This is a genomic window from Microbacterium sp. No. 7, from assembly GCF_001314225.1.
Classification (GTDB): domain Bacteria; phylum Actinomycetota; class Actinomycetes; order Actinomycetales; family Microbacteriaceae; genus Microbacterium.
In genome coordinates this window covers 3,678,732-3,695,211 of the sequence record NZ_CP012697.1, presented here as the reverse complement: position 1 = coordinate 3,695,211, position 16,480 = coordinate 3,678,732, and the positions used below count along the sequence as shown (strand labels likewise).

The following is a 16,480-nucleotide window of genomic DNA, read 5'->3' as shown; positions in this document are numbered from 1 at the left end:
GCGGCGCCCTCGGCCGGTCACCCGAGCCATCCGGAGACTCGTGTTCGGGTTATCCCCCACGGGTGTCCCCCGCGAGGGCGCCGCTTCTCCTCGCGAGGGGAACGGGCACCCTCGGCGAAACAGGTAGCACCCTCGGCGAAACAGATGGCACCCTCGCGAGGAGGGGGCTAGCGGGTGACGGTGACGGCGTAGGCGGAGAAGCCCCAGCCGACGGTGCGGCGGGCGGGCTCGGGGAGGCCCGCGGCGGCGAACAGCCGCAGGTTCTCGTCGTGCGTGCGCACGCCGCCGCCGTGCAGGGCGAACTCGACGAGGTCGTCGGCGTAGTCGTGGTCGTCGGCGAGCCCGGGGTCGAGCGCGCGCGTGAACACCAGCAGGCGGCCGCCCGGGACCACGCGGTCGGCGGCCCGGCGCAGCGCGTCGGCGGCATCCGCATCGGTCAGCGAGCCGAGCGCCTCGGCGAACCCGACGCCGTGCACGCGCTCGGGGAGGTCGCCGACCTCGCCCGCGCTGCCGACGACCGTGACCCGCGTGCCCGGGTGGCGTCGCACGATCTCGTCGGCGAACACGCCGGCGCCCTGGCCCGTGAGGGCGAGCGCGGCGCCCGGAGGCAGGGTGAGCGTGGATGCCAGGACGCCCGCCACATACTCGGCGCGCTCCGCCTCGCGGTCGAGGCGGGCCTGCAGCCGTGGCCGGTCGGCGCGCTCGTGCTCGGCGTAGGAGGCGCCGAACCAGCGGGCGTAGTCGCCCGTGCCCGTGCGCACGGCCGACAGCAGCGACAGCATGCCGCCCAGCTCGCGGTGCGCGACGGGGCCGGCCAGATCGAGCTCGGCGATCACGCGGTCGTCGTCGAGCAGCCGGCCGAGACCCGTGAGCCGGTGGCGGGCGGCGCCGGCCGCACCGGCATCCTGCCCTCCGGCGTCCTGCCCTCCGGCGTCCCGCACTCCAGCGTCCCTGGTCTCGGCATCCACCGCCTCGGCGGCGCCGATCGCGGTGAGCAGCCGCAGCAGCTTGCCGAGGCCGGTGACGTCGGTGCCCGTCGCGGCGGCGGCCTCGGCGACCGTGCGGGTCTCGCCGCCGAACGCGGCGCCCAGCCCGATCGTCGCGGCGACCCGCAGGGCGAAGGCGGGCGCGAGCTCGCTCAGCTCGTGCAGGCGCTCGGCGTCGTCCTCGGTCGCGTCGAGGTCGGGCATCGACGCGTCGTCCGACGAGACGACGACCTCGTGCCGGCGCCAGTATCCCGTCACCTCGACCTGCTCCTTGCCGAGCCCCTTCTCGCCGCGCAGCCAGCGGCGGATGGGGATGAGCGTCAGCGTCTCGCCCGCGACCCACGCGAACACGCGGCCTTCGGGCCAGTCGGCGGCCCGGATCGCGTCGAACAGCAGCGTCGTCGTGCCCGGCTCGGCGCCGTCGCGCGAGAGCCAGGTGATCTCGACGCCCGGCGGGACCGTGAGGTCCTGCCGGTGCGACGGCTCGGCGATCTCGACGAACACCTGCGCCCGCTGGCCGTCGGGCCACTGCTCGAGCCAGCGCCCGATCGCGGGGAGGGCGGTCTCGTCGCCCGCGACGAGCGTCCAGTCGACGCCCTCGGGATGCCCCACCGACATCTTCGGACCCGCGATCTGCACACGCTCGCCGGGCTGCACGCGACGCGCCCAGCTCGTCGCCGGGCCGACGCCGTGCACGACGAAGTCGACGTCGATCTCGCCGCGCTCGGCATCCCAGCGGCGCACCGTGTAGGTGCGCATCAGCAGGTGCGGGTCCTCGCGGGGCCAGTTCAGCACGCCGTCGGCCTGCGTCGGGCCGACGGTCTCCGCGGCGTCGGGGTGGCGCAGGACGATCTTGAACTCGTCGTCGAAGCCCGCGGAGCGGAACGCGTCCACGGCGAAGCCGTTCGCCGCCGTGTGCGCGGCGAGCCCGGGGCCGCCGAGGGTGACGCGCCGCATGCCCGGCGTCACGTCGGCGACTCTGATCACCTCGAGGACGCGCGTGGTGATCGGGAAGACGTCGACGGGCCGGAGGGTGCGCGGCATGGGGGTGCTCCTGGAAGGTGAGTGCGAGATCGGCTTTCGGCCGACGGATACATCAGAGGTAGGGTAGGTAAGGCATTCCATAGTTAACGGCATTTCCTGCGGCGATCCGGCACGCGTCCTCCGTCACGCGTCACGCGAAGCGCCGCCCGCGCCGTGTCGACCGAAAGGAACCTCCATGCTGCACGTCCCCACCCGGCGCACCCGATGGGCGAGCGGGCTCGCCCTCCTCGTCACCGGTGCCGTCGCGCTGGTCGGCTGCTCGCCGGCGAGCGAGAACGCCGACGGCCCTGCCGAGACCGCCGACACGGAGGAGACCGCGGTCGCGGGCGACTGGCCCCGCGAGTTCGAGAACACCGACGGCACGGTCACCGAGATCCCGGAGCAGCCGACGAACATCGTCTCGACGACCGTGACCGCGACCGGCACGCTGCTCGCGATCGACGCACCCGTCGTGGCGTCGGGCTCGGCGGCGAACGGCCAGTTCTTCGGCCAGTGGGCCGACATCGCCGAGGAGAAGGGCGTCGAGAACCTCTTCCCGGTCGGCGAGGTCGACCTCGAGGCGATCATCGCGCAGGACCCCGACCTCATCGTCGTCGCCCGCGGCGGCGCCGACTCGCTCATCGACAACGTCGAAGAGCTCAAGGCGATCGCCCCGACGATCATCATCGACTACGGCGTCGTGACCTGGCAGGAGCTCGCCCTGGAGCTCGGCGAGGCCACGGGCCTGGAGGAGGAGGCGGCCGCGGCCGTCGCCGACTACGACGCCTACGTCGCCGACGCGGCGACGAAGATCACCGTCCCGGCGGGCACCGCCAACATCTTCAGCTTCAACGGCCCGGGCGAGAACAACAACATCGCGCGCAAGGGATCGGTGCACGGCGACGTGCTCGAGTCGCTCGGCTTCACGCTCGAGGACCCGCCCATCGAGTGGCACACGATCACCGAGCAGCGCTCCGACTTCGTCTTCGCGACCTACGAGAACCTCACCGAGCTCACGAGCGAGACCACGTTCATCCTCGCCCAGGACGACGAGGGCGCGCAGAAGTTCGCCCAGGACCCGACGATGGCCAACGTGCCGTCGGTCAAGGCGGGCCAGGTGTACGGCCTCGGCAAGAACTCGTTCCGCGTCGACAAGTTCAGCGCGACGCAGATCGTCGACCACATCGTCGAGCTCTTCGGCAGCTGACGCCACCGGGCGACGTCGGCGGCCCGCCGGCGTCGCCCTCCGCGCGCCCATGGCATCCGTCCCCGCACGATTCGCCCGTCGACGCCTCGGCATCGTCGTGCTCATCGCCCTCGTCGTGATCTCGGTGTTCGTGAGCGCCTGCTTCGGCACGCGCGACATCCCGATCGCGACCACCTGGCAGGCGATCGTGGCCTTCGACCCCGAGAGCTCGGAGCACCTGCTGGTCGTCAACCAGCGGATCCCGCGCGCCCTCGTCTCGGTGCTCGTCGGGCTCTGCCTGGGCGTCGCGGGCGCCGTCATGCAGGCGCTCACCCGCAACCCGCTCGCCGAGCCCGGCATCCTCGGCGTCAACGCGGGCGCCGCCGTGCTGATCGCCTGCGGCATCGCGTTCTTCTCGCTCACCGAGCCCGTCGACTACATGTGGCTCGGGCTGCTCGGCGCCGCGCTCGCGGGCGCCGCCGTGTACCTGCTCGGCGGCGTGCGGCGCGGCACCAACCCGGTGCGGCTCGTGCTCGCCGGCGCGGCGCTCACCGTCGTGCTCGGCGCGCTCACCCAGCTCATCATCATCAACGGCCTCGAGGAGGTCTTCGACCGCTACCGGCACTGGATGGTCGGATCGGTCGCGGGCCGCGGATACGAGGTGCTGCTTCCCGTGGGCCTCCTCGCCGCGGTCGGCCTCGTGCTCGCCTTCGCACTCGCGCGCCCCCTCGACGCCGCCATGCTCGGCGAGGACCTCAGCCGCTCGCTCGGCGGCAGCCCCAACCGCGTGTGGGCCCTCGCGGGCGTCGCGGTGATCGTGCTCGCGGGCTCCGCGACCGCGGCCGCCGGGCCGATCGCGTTCCTCGGCCTCGCGGCGCCGCACCTCGCGCGGCTCGTCGCGGGCGTCGACCACCGGTGGGTGCTGCCCTACTCGGGCCTGCTCGCCGCGCTCCTCATCGTCGTGGCCGACACGCTCGGGCGCGTCATCCCTCCCAAAGGCGAGGTGAGCGTCGGCATCATGGTCGCCCTGCTGGGCGGACCGTTCTTCGTCTACCTCGTGCGCACCCGCAGGCTGGCCCAGCTATGACCGCATCCGTCCGCTCCCCGCATCCGCGCGGATTCGTCTGGCGGCGCGGCCGCGTCTCCCTCGTCGTCTCGCCTCGTCTGGCGATCGTGACGGCCGTGCTGCTCGTGCTCGTCGTCGTGCTCGGCATCGTCGCGATGCAGGTCGGCACCGTGCGGCTGAGCCTCGGCGAGGTCGTCGCGGCGCTGCTCGGCGCCGAGGCGGAGCCGAAGCACGCGCAGATCGTGCACGGCATCCGGCTTCCGCGCGTCGTCACCGCGCTGTTCTGCGGCGCGGCGCTGGGGGTCTCGGGCGCCGTGTTCCAGTCGGTGTCGCGCAACGCGCTCGGCTCGCCCGACGTCATCGGGTTCACGACGGGCGCCGCGACGGGCGCGATCACGCAGATCGTGCTCTTCCAGGCGGGGCCCGTGCAGGTGTCGCTGGGCGCCGTCGCGGGCGGCCTCGGCACCGCCATCGTCGTGTACCTGCTGTCGGTGAAGGGCGGCGTCACCGGCGGATACCGGCTGATCCTCGTCGGGATCGGCGTCGGCGCCGTGCTCGGCGCCGTGAACGGCCTCATGCTCGTGCTCGGCGACCTCGACAACGCGATCGCCGCCAACCTGTGGCTCGCCGGCTCGCTGTCGGCGCGCAACTGGGCGCACGCCGCGCCCGTGCTCGTGGGCACGCTGATCATCGTCCCGATCGTCGCCGCGCTCGCGCGCCGCGCCTCGATGATGGAGATGGGCGATGACCTGGCGCAGCAGCTCGGCGTGCGCGTCGAGCGCACACGCGTGTGGATGATGGTGCTCGCCGTCATGCTCGCGGGGCTCGCGGTCGGCGCCGCCGGCCCCATCGCCTTCGTCGCGCTCGCCGCGCCGCAGCTCGTGACCCGGCTCACGCACGCCCGGGGGATGCCGGTCGTCAGCGCCGCCGCGATGGGCGCCTGCATCCTCGTCGTCGCCGACGTGCTCTCGCAGAGCCTTCCCTTCGCTGCGACCGTCCCGATCGGGCGGATGACGGGGATCATCGGCGGCGTCTATCTCATCTGGCTCCTGACCCGTTCGAAGCAGGTATGACATGACATCGGCACCCGCGCTGCACGCGCAGTCCGTCACGCTCTCGTATGACGCCCGCCAGGTCGCGGAGGACCTCACCGTCGAGATCCCCGAGGGCGGCGTGACCGTCATCATCGGCCCCAACGCGTGCGGCAAGTCGACGCTGCTGCGCGCCCTGTCGCGCCTGCTCGCGCCGAAGAGCGGCCACGTGCTGCTGCACGGCGAGGACGTGCGCCGGCTCGCGCCCAAGGAGCTCGCCCGCCGGCTCGGCCTGCTGCCGCAGTCGTCGGTCGCGCCGTTCGGCATCACCGTCGCCGACCTCGTCGGCCGCGGCCGGTTCCCGCACCAGCGGATGCTGCAGCAGTGGTCGCTCGACGACGAGGCCGCGGTGCAGCGGGCGATGGCGGCGACGGGCATCGCCGAGCTCGCCGACCGGGCCGTCGACGAGCTCTCGGGCGGCCAGCGGCAGCGCGTGTGGATCGCGATGCTGCTCGCGCAGGACACGCCCGTCATGCTCCTCGACGAGCCGACGACGTACCTCGACATCGCGCACCAGCTCGACGTGCTGGAGCTCTGCCGGCGGCTCAACCGCGAGGAGGCGCGCACGATGGTGCTCGTGCTGCACGACCTGAACCAGGCCGCGCGGTACGCCGACCACCTCGTCGTGCTGAAGGACGGCGCGCTCGCCGCCGCGGGCCGCCCCGTCGACGTGCTCACCGAGGACCTGCTGCACGAGGTCTTCGGCCTCACCGCCCGCGTGCTCACCGACCCCGTCCTCGGCACCCCCCTCGTCATCCCCATCGCCAGCTCCCGCTGACCCCGCGCGTCCCGCGCCCCCGCATCCACCCCGCGCCCGCCGTCTCGCGGGGGTGGGAAACGTGGGGGTAACCGGGGGGAAACGGGGGGTGCGCCGGGCGGGGCTAGCGTGAGGGGCGGATGCGGCGGTGCCGCGCCGGACGCAAGGAGGTCACGTGCACGTTCCCGACGGTTTTCTCGACACGCCCACGTCGGTCGCGACGGGCCTGGTGGCCGCGGCGGCGGTGGGCCTCGCCCTGCACCGCACGCGCCGCACGGGCATCGACGAGCGCACGGCGCCGCTCCTTCCGCTCGTGACCACGGTCGTCTTCGCGGCGCAGATGGTCAACTTCCCCGTCGCCGCCGGCACGAGCGGCCATCTCATGGGCGGCGTGCTCGCGGCGATGCTGCTGGGGCCCGCGCTCGGGCTGCTGTGCCTCAGCGTCGTGCTGGTCGTGCAGGCCGTCGTGTTCGCCGACGGCGGCCTCACCGCGCTCGGCACCAACATCACGCTCATGGGGGTCGTCGCGATCGCCGCCGGCTGGGGCGTGGCGCGGCTCGCGCAGCGCCTGCTGCCGCGGCGCCCGTGGTCGGTCGTGGCCGCCGCGGCGCTCGGCGCGTTCGTGTCGGTGCCCGCGGCATCCCTCGCGTTCGGGCTGCTGTTCGCCGTGGGCGGGCAGGCGCCCCTGCCGCTCGACGCCGTGCTGGCCTCGATGGTCGGCTGGCACGCGCTCATCGGCGTCGGCGAGGCGCTCATCACGGCGGTCGTCGTCGCGGTCGTCATGGCGACGCGTCCCGACCTCGTGCACGGCGCCCGGCCGGCCCCGCGAGCGACCCGCCCCTCCGAGGCGGTGCCGGCATGACGGCGACGCCGACGAGCGCCCCGCGCGTCTCGACGCGCGCCTTCGCGATCGGCGCCGTGATCGTCGCCCTCGTGCTCGCGTGCGTCGCGAGCCTGTTCGCGTCGGGACACCCCGACGGGCTGGAGTTCGTCGCGGAGTCGCTCGGCTTCGCGCACACGGCCGTCGACAGCGCCACCGCCGGCGGCCCGTTCGCCGACTACGAGAGCTCGTTCGTCGCGTCGCCGGGGCTCGGCACGGCGATCGCGGGCGCCGTCGGATGCCTCGTGACCTTCGCCGTGGCGTGGATGCTCGTGCGCGGGATGCGGCGGCTCACGCCGCGCCGCCGCGCGTGCTGACCGCGTCGTGCGTCCTGGCCGCGTCGTCCCGTAGCCCGACCGCGCCGCCGCGCGTCCTGACCACGTCGCGTGCCCGGACCGCGTCGTCCCGTGCCCCGACCGCGTCGCCGCGCGTCCTGATCGCGTCGCGCCACTCCCGCCACGCGCCGTCGAGCGGCGACTCGTGGCCGGCCGCGCCGAGGAAGCGCGCGACGGCCCCCGGGGCCTCCAGCACGAGATCGCGGGGCCGCGCCGGCGGGCGCCAGCCGAGCGCGATCACCGCGTCGAGCACGCGGTGCGTGCCGCGCACGCCGGGCACGGGGTCGTCGCCGTCGAGGACGAGGTGCTCGACGAGCAGGTCGCCCGCGGTGTCGGTCGCCGTGAGCTGCGAGTGCAGCCGCCCGCCCGCCTCGCCGTGCCGGCCGAGCACGAGCGTCTCGCGCAGCAGCACGGCGCCGCCGGCCGCGCAGCGGATCGTCGTGCGGCGCCGCACGTCGGCATCCGTCGCGATCACGAACGGAAGGCCGTGCCAGAGGAGCGTGGCGTCCTCGCCCACCCGGATGTCGAGCGTCCACGTCGCGGCCTCGCCGATCGACGGATAGGCGACGGTCCCGCCGACGTCGTCGATCTCGAGCGTGCAGCCGTCGCCGACGTCGACGTCGATCCGCACGCGATCGCCCGACAGCAGCAGCATGCCCGCCGCGGCGATCGCGACGTGCGCGTGCGCGGGGCCGCGGTCGACGATGCGCGGCGCGAGGGCCCCGACCGCGACGTCGACGTGCGATCGGGGCTCGGCGCGCGTCACCGCGATGCGGGTCGCCGTCATGCCCGATCGTGGGAGTGCTCGTGCTCGTGCTCGCCGTGGGCGTGCACGTAGCCGCCGTCGGGGTGCTCCTCGTCGGCGTGGAAGTGCGGCGCCATCGGCCCCGGGTCCTGCGGCACGTGCACGCCGCGGCGGTGCGCGTCGAGCACCGTGAGCACCCACGCGCGCAGGGCGCCGACGGATGCCTCGTCGCTGCGCGACAGCGCGAGCACGGCGCGTCCGTCGCGGGCGGCCGTGGCGTCGGCGACCATGAGGTCGACGTCGACGCCGACATAGGGGGCGAGGTCGGTCTTGTTGACCACGAGCAGGTCGGCGCGGCCGATGCCCGGGCCGCCCTTGCGCGCGACGTCGCCGCCGCCCGCGACGTCGAGCACGAAGATCTGCGCGTCGACGAGGGCGGGCGAGAACGTCGCCGTGAGGTTGTCGCCGCCCGACTCGATGAGCACGACGTCGAGCGGGGCGAACTCGCGCTCCAGGTCCTCGGCGGCGAGCAGGTTGGTCGTGATGTCGTCGCGGATGGCGGTGTGCGGGCACGCCCCCGTCTCGACGGCCCGGATGCGCTCGGGCTCGAGCACGCCCGCCGAGCGCAGGAAGCGCGCGTCCTCGTCGGTGTAGATGTCGTTGGTGATGACGCCGAGCCGCAGCTCGTCGGCGAGCACGCGGCACACGGTCGCGATGAGCGACGACTTGCCGGTGCCGACGGGGCCGGCGACGCCCAAGCGGAGCGCCCGGGCAGGAGCATGGAGCGCCCGGGAGGGCGCATGCGGGACGGCAGCGGATGCGGGGGTGGACGCGTGGTCAGGCACGGAAGAGCCTCCTGTCGGTCAGCGCGTGGTCCTCTGCCCACGCCTCGGCCTGCGGAGCGCTCTCCGCAGGGATCTGGTCGGGCGCGGTGAGCGCCGCGATCCGGTCGATCTCCTCCTCGACGGTCGCGCACGCGTCGAGCGTGAGCGAGACGCCCGCGGCCGGGTCGCCCGGCTCGAGCTTGAGCAGCGCGGCGACGGCGCACGCGACGTCGTCGTACACCGAGACGCGCACGAGCGTCGCGGCGTCGATGCCCGTCTCGGCGGCGATCGCGCCGAGCACGAGGGGGCGGGGCGGCGCGGGGTCGTCGCCGAGCGCGGCGAGCGCCGCCGACGCGGGCCACAGGCGCCGGGCGAGACGCAGCAGGCCCCGGCCGAGGTCGCGCGACGCGGCGCGCATCGCGGGGCTCGGCGTGCGCGCCGCCCACGCGCGCTCGACGGATGCCGCGCTGCCCGCCCCCTGGTGCAGCACGTGCCGCGCGACGACCGCGACGGCGGCATCCGTCAGCGCGGTCGTGCGCACGCGGGCGCGCAGATAGGCGGGCACCGCGTGCGGCGGCATGCCGCCCAGCAGCGCGGGCTCGAGGCCCGCGGAGTGCGCGAACCCGCCCGCGGGCAGGCGGGCGTCGGCGAGGAGCAGCGAGACGATGGCGGCGGTCGGCACGGTCGGGGCGCCCGGTCAGAACAGGGAGTAGAGCTGCGCGAGCGGCAGCGTCTCGGCGGGCGCCGGCACGACCACGTCGCCGTCGATCGCGATCTCGAAGGTGTCGGGCCGGATGGCGATGCGGGGCAGCGCGTCGTTGTTGCGCATGTCGGCCTTGCCGATCGCGCGGGTCGGCTGCACGGCGGCGAGCCGCCGGCGCAGGCCGAGCGTGCCCGCCAGGCCGGCCTCGAGCGCCGCGGGGGCCACGTACGTCGCCGAGAGGCACGCGCCGATCGCGTCGCCGAACGCGGGCCGCTGCAGCACGGGCTGCGGCGTGGGGATCGACGCGTTGGGGTCGCCGAGGGCGGCCCACGCGATCGCGCCGCCCTTGATCACGACGGCGGGCCGCACCCCGAAGAACCGCGGGTCCCACACGACGAGGTCGGCGAGCTTGCCCTTCTCGACCGAGCCGATGTCCCAGGCGACGCCGTGCGCGATCGCGGGGTTGACCGTGTACTTGGCGACGTAGCGCCGCGCGCGCTCGTTGTCGGCGGGCAGGCCCGTGCCGAGCGGCCCGCGCCGGTGCTTCATGACGTGCGCGACCTGCCAGGTGCGCGTGATCACCTCGCCGATGCGGCCCATCGCCTGCGCGTCGGACGACGTGATCGACAGGGCGCCCATGTCGTGCAGGATGTCCTCGGCGGCGATCGTCGTGGCCCGGATGCGCGACTCGGCGAACGCGAGGTCCTCGGGCACGGCGGGGTTGAGGTGGTGGCACACCATGAGCATGTCGAGGTGCTCGGCGACGGTGTTGACCGTGTGCGGCAGCGTGGGGTTGGTCGAGCCGGGGATGACGTGCGGCAGGCTCGCGAGGGTGAGGATGTCGGGGGCGTGCCCGCCGCCGGCGCCCTCGACGTGGAAGGCGTGGATCGACCGGTCGCCGATGGCCGCCACCGTGGACTCGACGAAGCCCGCCTCGTTGAGCGAGTCGGAGTGCAGCGCGACCTGCAGGCCCCACTCGTCGGCGGCGCGCAGCGCGGCGTCGATCGCGGCGGGCGTCGACCCCCAGTCCTCGTGCACCTTGTAGCCCGCGGCGCCCGCGAGCGCCTGCTCGCCGAGCGCCGCGGCCGAGACGGTGTTGCCCTTTCCGAGCAGCAGCACGTTGACGGGAACCGCGTCGAGCGCGCGGTGCATCGCCGCCAGGTGCCAGGCGCCGGGCGTCACGGTCGTCGCCTTCGACCCCTCCGAGGGGCCCGTGCCGCCGCCGACGATCGTCGTGATGCCGGTGGCGAGCGCCTCGTGCAGCTGCGACGGCGACAGCAGGTGCACGTGCGAGTCGATCGCGCCCGCCGTGACGATGCGGCCCTCGCCGGAGATCACGTCGGTGGACGGGCCGATCACGAGGTCGGGGTCGATGCCGTCGGCGACGTCGGGGTTGCCGGCGTGGCCGAGGCCGACGATGCGTCCGTCGCGGATGCCGATGTCGGCGCGCACGACGCCCCACCAGTCGAGCACGATCGCGTTCGTGATGACGGTGTCGAGGGCGCCGTCGGCCCGCGAGGCGGCCGACTGTGCCATCGACTCCCGGATCGACTTGCCGCCGCCGAAGACGGCCTCCTCGCCGCCGACCGTGAGATCGCGCTCGATCTCGATCCACAGGTCGGTGTCGCCGAGCCGCACCTGGTCGCCCGCCGTGGGCCCGTAGATCGCGGCGTACCGCCGGCGGTCAACGCGCGCCATCGAGCCGCGCCTCCGCCGCGTCCTTGATCCGGATGCCGGGGACGATCCGCCGCCCGCGCAGGGCCACGGCATCCACGCGTCGCGACGCGCCCGGCTCGAACCGCTGCGACGTGCCCGACGGGATGTCGAGGCGGAAGCCGTGCGCCGCGTCGCGATCGAAGTCGAGCGCGGCGTTGGCGTCGGGCAGGTGCAGGTGCGATCCGATCTGCACGGGCCGGTCGCCCGTGTTCACGATGACGAGGCTGAGGCGCTCGGCCGGGGTGCGGTCGGCGTTGATCTCGATCTCGCCCGGCGCGATGCGGAACGCGCCCGGTCCGGCGGATGACGACGATGCCATGACGGGTCCTCTCGGTCGATCGGGTGGTCAGTCGATCGGGTGGTGCAGGGTCACCAGCTTGCGGCCGTCGGGGAACGTGGCCTCCACCTGCACGTCGGCGAGCATCTCGGGCACGCCGGGCATGACCTCGGCACGGGTGAGCACGCGCCGGCCGGCGTCCATGAGGTCGGCCACCGACCGTCCCTCGCGGGCGCCCTCGATGACCCAGCAGGAGAGCAGGGCGACGGCCTCGGGATGGTTGAGCGCGATGCCCCGCGCCCGCCGGTCGCGCGCGATCATGCCCGCGACGGCGAGGAGGAGCTTCTCGGCCTCCGACGGCGTGATGTGCATCGCCCACCTTCCCGGAACGGCCCGGTCGGGTGTCCGAGCTCGTGTCAGAAGTGTGCCATATTCGCGGGTTCGTCCAGGTCGGATTGGAATGCCGGAAAAAGGCCTTCCGTCCTTCGTGCCTTGTAATTCAGGGGTTAACGCGAGGGCTCGCCCGTGTTTTGTTCATCAGATCGGAACAATCGAGAAATGTCAGGGCAATGACATGGTCTCACTCTGAGTGCACACAGCACGTCGAAGTTCCCGCACGAAGTCCCTCCCGCAAGCCCGTGAGATCGGAGCATCCATGCAGAACACACGTATGTCATCGCGCACGGCGTCGTCACGCCGCGCCGCCCTCGGCGCCGGCGCCATGCTCGCCGCCGCCGCACTGGTCCTGAGCGGCTGCGGCAGCCGCGCCGGCGACGAGCCGACCGCCGCCGCGTCGTCGGCGTCGTCCGGAGAGGCGTCGGCCAGCTGCGTCGACACCTCGGGCGACACCATCAAGCTCGGCTTCCTCAACTCGCTCACGGGAGGCATGGCGATCTCCGAGACGACCGTCTCGAACGTGCTGCATATGGCGGCCGACGAGATCAACGCCGACGGCGGCATCCTCGGCAAGCAGATCGAGTACATCCAGGAGGACGGCGCCACCGACTGGCCCACCTTCGCGGAGAAGACCGAGAAGCTGCTCACGCAGGACTGCGTCGCCGCGATCTTCGGCGGATGGACCTCGTCGTCCCGCAAGGCCGTCAAGCCGATCGTCGAGGAGCACAACGGGCTCTTCTTCTACCCGGTGCAGTACGAGGGCCTGGAGGCGTCGCCGAACATCTACTACACCGGCGCGACCACGAACCAGCAGATCATCCCGGCGATGGACTTCCTCAAGGCCGAGGGCGTGGAGACCCTGTTCCTGGCCGGCTCCGACTACGTCTTCCCGCGCACCGCGAACGCGATCATCAAGCTCTACGCGGCCGAGCTCGGCATCGAGATCGTCGGCGAGGAGTACGTGCCGCTCGACCGGGACGACTGGACGACCCAGGTGGCCAAGATCGTCGCGGCCGACCCGGACTTCATCTTCAACACCATCAACGGCTCGTCCAACGTCGGCTTCATCAAGGCCTACTACGACGCCGGGCTCTCGCCCGACACGACCCCGATCATCTCGGTGTCGATCGCCGAGGAGGAGGCGCCGGCCATGGGTCACGAGGTGACCGGCCACTACGCCTCGTGGAACTACTTCCAGTCGCTCGACACCCCGAACAACCCGGAGTTCATCGCGAGCTGGCAGGCGTTCCCCGGCAGCAGCGGCGTGACCTCCGACCCGATGGAGGCCGCGTACACCTCGCTCTACCTCTACAAGGCGCTCGTGGAGGCCGCCGGATCGTTCGACGTCGACGCGGTGAACGCCGCGGCCGCGGCGGGCGGCATCACCGTCGACGCACCGCTGGGCACCGTCACGCTGGACGGCGAGAACCACCACATCTCCAAGCCGGGCCACATCGGCAGGATCAACGCCGACAACCAGTTCGACATCGTCTGGGAGTCCGACGGGTTCATCGACCCCGACCCGTACCTGTACGGCTACGACTGGTTCCCGGAGGACATCCGCGAGCAGCTCGTGACCTCGGCGGGCTGACCGCCCACCGGAGTCCCGGACGCGGGGTTCCGTGCCCTGTCGGCACGGAGCCCCGCGCACCGGCATCCCGCCCGATTCCCACCCGCACGTTCCGCACAGAGAGTGACTGCACGTGGAGACTCTGATCCCGCCGCTGCTGAACGGCACCGCGCAGGGCGCCCTGCTCCTGCTCGCCGCGCTCGGCCTCGCGCTCACCTTCGGCCAGATGGGGGTGATCAACATGGCGCACGGCGAGTTCCTCATGGCCGGCGCCTTCGTCGCCTATCTGACCCAGCTCGTCATCCCCTCCAGCGACATCTCGATCCCGGTGGCGCTGCCGCTGGCCTTCCTGGTCGCCGGCCTCCTGGGCCTCCTGCTCGAGGTCAGCATCATCCAATGGATGTATCGCCGGCCGCTCGACACCCTCCTGGCCACGGTCGGGGTGAGCCTCATCCTGCAGCAGGCCGCGCTGCAGATCTTCCCCTCCCAGGGCGTGCCGGTGCGCAGCCCCGGCTGGCTCGACGGGCAGCTGAACGTGCTCGGCTACGGCTGGCCCCTCCGCCAGGTGTTCACGATCGCGCTCGCGGCCGCCTGCGTGGCCGCGCTGGCCGCGTGGCTCAAGTACAGCTCGTTCGGCCGCCGGATCCGCTCGACGGTGGAGAACCGCGACCTCGCCGAGACGGCCGGCATCCCGACCCGCTCCGTCGACCGGATCACCTTCTTCGTCGGGTCGGGCCTCGCGGGCGTGGCGGGCGTGGCGGCGTCCCTGATCGGCGGCACGAACTCGCAGATGGGCGCGCAGTACATCATCCCGGCCTTCCTCGTCGTCGTCGCCGGCGGCATCGGCCAGCTCAAGGGCACCGTCATCGCCGCCTGGGCGGTCGGCCTCGCGATGGCCTTCTTCGCCGACTGGACGACGGGGAGCTTCGCGCAGGTGCTCGCCTTCGTGCTGGTGGTGGTCTTCCTGCAGCTCCGTCCGCAGGGCCTGTTCACGGTACGCACGAGGAGGCTGGTGTGACGAAGCTCGACATGACAAGGCTCGATGCGGCCAGACGGGGGCCGTGGCTCTCGCTCATCGGCATCGGGGTGTTCGCCGTGCTGCTGCTGGTCGTCGCCCCCGCGATGCTGTCGATGCACTGGATCAACAACCTCGGCAAGTACTGCGCCTGGGCGATCGTGGCGGTGGGCATCGGCCTGGCCTGGGGCCGGGGCGGGATGCTCGTGCTGGGGCAGGGCGTCTTCTTCGGGCTCGGCGCATACGCCATGGCGATGCACATGACGCTGGAGACGGCCGGACCCGACAGGATCCCGTCGTTCATGGTGCTGTACGACCCGCTGGCGCCGCTGCCGGCGTTCTGGGAGCCGTTCCGCAGCCCGATGTTCACTCTGTTCGCCATCGTGCTGCTCCCCGCGATCGTGGCCGCGATCCTCGGCTTCGCGCTGTTCAAGCGCCGCGTGAGGGGCGCGTACTTCGCGATCCTGAGCCAGGCGCTCGCCGTCGCCCTGGCCGTGCTCGTCAGCTCCACGATCCGCGAGACCGGCGGCGACACGGGCCTCAGCGGCTTCAAGTACTTCTTCGGCTACGTCCTGACCGACAACACGAACAAGATCATGATCTACTCGATCACGGCCGCGCTGCTCATCGTGTGCCTGCTGGTGGTGTGGCAGCTCTACCGCAGCCGGTACGGGGAGCTGCTGCTCGCCACGCGCGACGCCGAGGAGCGCGTGCGGTTCCTCGGCTACGACCCCGCCAACATCAAGCTGGTCGCCTACGTGATCGCCGCGGTGATGGCCAGCGTCGGCGGGGCGATGTTCGTGCCGATCGTCGGCATCATCACGCCCGCCGAGATCGGGGCCTCCGCCTCGATCCTGATGATCGCCGGGGTGGCGCTGGGCGGCCGCGCCTCGCTGTTCGGCCCGGCCCTGGGGGCGATGGCGATCGGCTGGGGACAGTCCACCCTGGCCTCCAGCTGGCCCGGCGGGTGGACCTACATCCTTGGCCTGCTCTTCATCGTGGTGATCCTCTTCTTCCCGCAGGGGCTCGCCTCCCTGGTCGCGAGGGTCAGGGGCCTGCTCGGGCGACCGGCCGGATCGGCCGAGGGGGTGGCACGATGATCGCGCACGAGACGGATGCCGCCGTGGCCGCCGCCGAGGCCACGTCGCTGGTCGTCGGCGACCTGCGCGTCGAGTTCGACGGGTTCGTCGCCGTGGGCGGCGTCTCGTTCGACGCCCACGTCGGCGAGGTGCGCTTCCTCATCGGTCCGAACGGCGCGGGCAAGACCACCTGCATCGACGCGATCACGGGCCTGTCGAAGGGCACCGGATCGGTGCGGCTCGGCGACGTCGAGGTGCTCGGCAAGCCCGTGCACAAGGTCACGCGGCTCGGGATCGGGCGCACGTTCCAGACCGCGAGCGTCTTCGACGAGCTGACGGTCATGCAGAACCTCGACATCGCGGCCGGCATCCATCGCCCCTCCGCCACGCTGCTGCGCGCGCGGCGCGTCGTGCCCCGCCCGGTCGAGCGCGCCCTCGTCGACGTCGGCCTGGAGGCTCACCGATCGACCCCGGCCGGCATCCTCTCCCACGGCCAGAAGCAGTGGCTGGAGATCGGGATGCTGCTGGTGCAGAACCCCCGCGCGCTGCTGCTCGACGAGCCCGTGGCGGGCATGAGCCACGACGAGCGCACGGAGACCGGCAAGCTGCTCCAGCGCATCGCGGAACGGCGGATCGTCCTGGTCGTCGAGCACGACATGGACTTCATGCGCCGCTTCGCCACGCGGGTGACGGTGCTGCACCAGGGGAAGGTGCTCAGCGAGGGGTCGGTCGCCGACGTGCAGGCCGATCCGCGCGTGCAGGAGGTGTACCTCGGCACCGCGGCCGCGGTGGCCGCGACGGGGGACGACATCGCGACGGAGGAGGCCTGAC

The 16,480-nt window shown here is 72.9% G+C and carries 17 protein-coding genes; 10 read left to right on the top strand and 7 right to left on the bottom strand.

Annotated elements, in window-relative coordinates:
• Positions 1-167: 167 nt before the first annotated feature.
• Entirely contained in the window at positions 168-2,030 is a 1,863-nt protein-coding gene (locus AOA12_RS17195) for a siderophore-interacting protein (RefSeq protein ID WP_054685555.1), read from the bottom strand.
• A 175-nt stretch (positions 2,031-2,205) separates the two neighbouring features.
• Here AOA12_RS17195 and fepB point away from each other — a divergent pair, with 175 nt between their 5' ends.
• The 6 genes from fepB to AOA12_RS17165 all read left to right on the top strand — a co-directional run bounded on the left by fepB (position 2,206) and on the right by AOA12_RS17165 (position 7,306).
• Complete coding sequence (gene fepB / locus AOA12_RS17190; protein WP_054685552.1) at positions 2,206-3,216, top strand: Fe2+-enterobactin ABC transporter substrate-binding protein; 1,011 nt, start codon at positions 2,206-2,208, stop codon at positions 3,214-3,216.
• A 49-nt stretch (positions 3,217-3,265) separates the two neighbouring features.
• Positions 3,266-4,282, top strand: coding sequence for a FecCD family ABC transporter permease (locus tag AOA12_RS17185; protein ID WP_197280959.1), 1,017 nt, complete (start codon positions 3,266-3,268; stop codon positions 4,280-4,282).
• Complete coding sequence (locus AOA12_RS17180) at positions 4,279-5,334, top strand: FecCD family ABC transporter permease (protein WP_054685549.1); 1,056 nt, start codon at positions 4,279-4,281, stop codon at positions 5,332-5,334. The genes AOA12_RS17185 and AOA12_RS17180 overlap by 4 nt, the downstream gene beginning before the upstream one ends.
• Before the next feature lies 1 nt (position 5,335).
• Complete coding sequence (locus AOA12_RS17175; RefSeq protein ID WP_054685546.1) at positions 5,336-6,130, top strand: ABC transporter ATP-binding protein; 795 nt, start codon at positions 5,336-5,338, stop codon at positions 6,128-6,130.
• Between the two features lie 154 nt (positions 6,131-6,284).
• Positions 6,285-6,971 carry an energy-coupling factor ABC transporter permease gene (locus AOA12_RS17170; protein ID WP_054685543.1) on the top strand — a complete coding sequence of 229 codons (687 nt, stop codon included), beginning with the start codon at positions 6,285-6,287 and terminating at the stop codon, positions 6,969-6,971.
• Complete coding sequence (locus tag AOA12_RS17165) at positions 6,968-7,306, top strand: PDGLE domain-containing protein (RefSeq protein ID WP_054685540.1); 339 nt, start codon at positions 6,968-6,970, stop codon at positions 7,304-7,306. Before AOA12_RS17170 ends, AOA12_RS17165 begins: the two co-directional genes overlap by 4 nt.
• On the opposite strand, the gene AOA12_RS17160 is transcribed toward AOA12_RS17165, so the two are convergent.
• The 6 genes from AOA12_RS17160 to AOA12_RS17135 are packed head-to-tail and all read right to left on the bottom strand — an operon-like array spanning position 7,281 to position 11,961.
• The gene (locus AOA12_RS17160; protein ID WP_082406342.1) at positions 7,281-8,111 is read right to left on the bottom strand and encodes an urease accessory protein UreD; all 831 of its coding nucleotides are present in this window, start codon (positions 8,109-8,111) and stop codon (positions 7,281-7,283) included. The genes AOA12_RS17165 and AOA12_RS17160 overlap by 26 nt on opposite strands.
• Positions 8,108-8,914, bottom strand: coding sequence for an urease accessory protein UreG (ureG, locus tag AOA12_RS17155; RefSeq protein ID WP_082406341.1), 807 nt, complete (start codon positions 8,912-8,914; stop codon positions 8,108-8,110). Before ureG ends, AOA12_RS17160 begins: the two co-directional genes overlap by 4 nt.
• Positions 8,907-9,575: an urease accessory protein UreF gene (locus AOA12_RS17150; RefSeq protein WP_054685534.1), complete on the bottom strand. Its 669-nt coding sequence runs from the start codon at positions 9,573-9,575 to the stop codon at positions 8,907-8,909. The genes ureG and AOA12_RS17150 overlap by 8 nt, the downstream gene beginning before the upstream one ends.
• 15 nt (positions 9,576-9,590) lie before the next feature.
• Positions 9,591-11,294 (bottom strand): urease subunit alpha, encoded by a 1,704-nt coding sequence (locus AOA12_RS17145; protein ID WP_054685531.1) that lies wholly within the window; start codon positions 11,292-11,294, stop codon positions 9,591-9,593.
• A complete protein-coding gene (ureB, locus tag AOA12_RS17140; RefSeq protein ID WP_054685527.1) occupies positions 11,281-11,631 on the bottom strand; it encodes an urease subunit beta in 351 nt (116 codons plus the stop codon). Before ureB ends, AOA12_RS17145 begins: the two co-directional genes overlap by 14 nt.
• Before the next feature lie 27 nt (positions 11,632-11,658).
• A complete protein-coding gene (locus AOA12_RS17135) occupies positions 11,659-11,961 on the bottom strand; it encodes an urease subunit gamma (protein WP_054685524.1) in 303 nt (100 codons plus the stop codon).
• A gap of 283 nt (positions 11,962-12,244) precedes the next feature.
• On the opposite strand from AOA12_RS17135, the gene urtA reads away from it, so the two are divergent.
• The 4 genes from urtA (at position 12,245) to urtD (ending at position 16,479) form a co-directional block, all read left to right on the top strand.
• The gene (gene urtA, locus AOA12_RS17130; protein WP_231637113.1) at positions 12,245-13,576 is read left to right on the top strand and encodes an urea ABC transporter substrate-binding protein; all 1,332 of its coding nucleotides are present in this window, start codon (positions 12,245-12,247) and stop codon (positions 13,574-13,576) included.
• 112 nt (positions 13,577-13,688) lie between these two features.
• Entirely contained in the window at positions 13,689-14,573 is an 885-nt protein-coding gene (urtB, locus tag AOA12_RS17125) for an urea ABC transporter permease subunit UrtB (protein WP_054685519.1), read from the top strand.
• Complete coding sequence (urtC, locus tag AOA12_RS17120) at positions 14,570-15,670, top strand: urea ABC transporter permease subunit UrtC (protein WP_231637112.1); 1,101 nt, start codon at positions 14,570-14,572, stop codon at positions 15,668-15,670. Before urtB ends, urtC begins: the two co-directional genes overlap by 4 nt.
• Positions 15,667-16,479, top strand: a complete 813-nt coding sequence (urtD, locus tag AOA12_RS17115; RefSeq protein WP_054685516.1) for an urea ABC transporter ATP-binding protein UrtD — start codon at positions 15,667-15,669, stop codon at positions 16,477-16,479. The genes urtC and urtD overlap by 4 nt, the downstream gene beginning before the upstream one ends.
• Position 16,480: the final 1 nt, after the last annotated feature.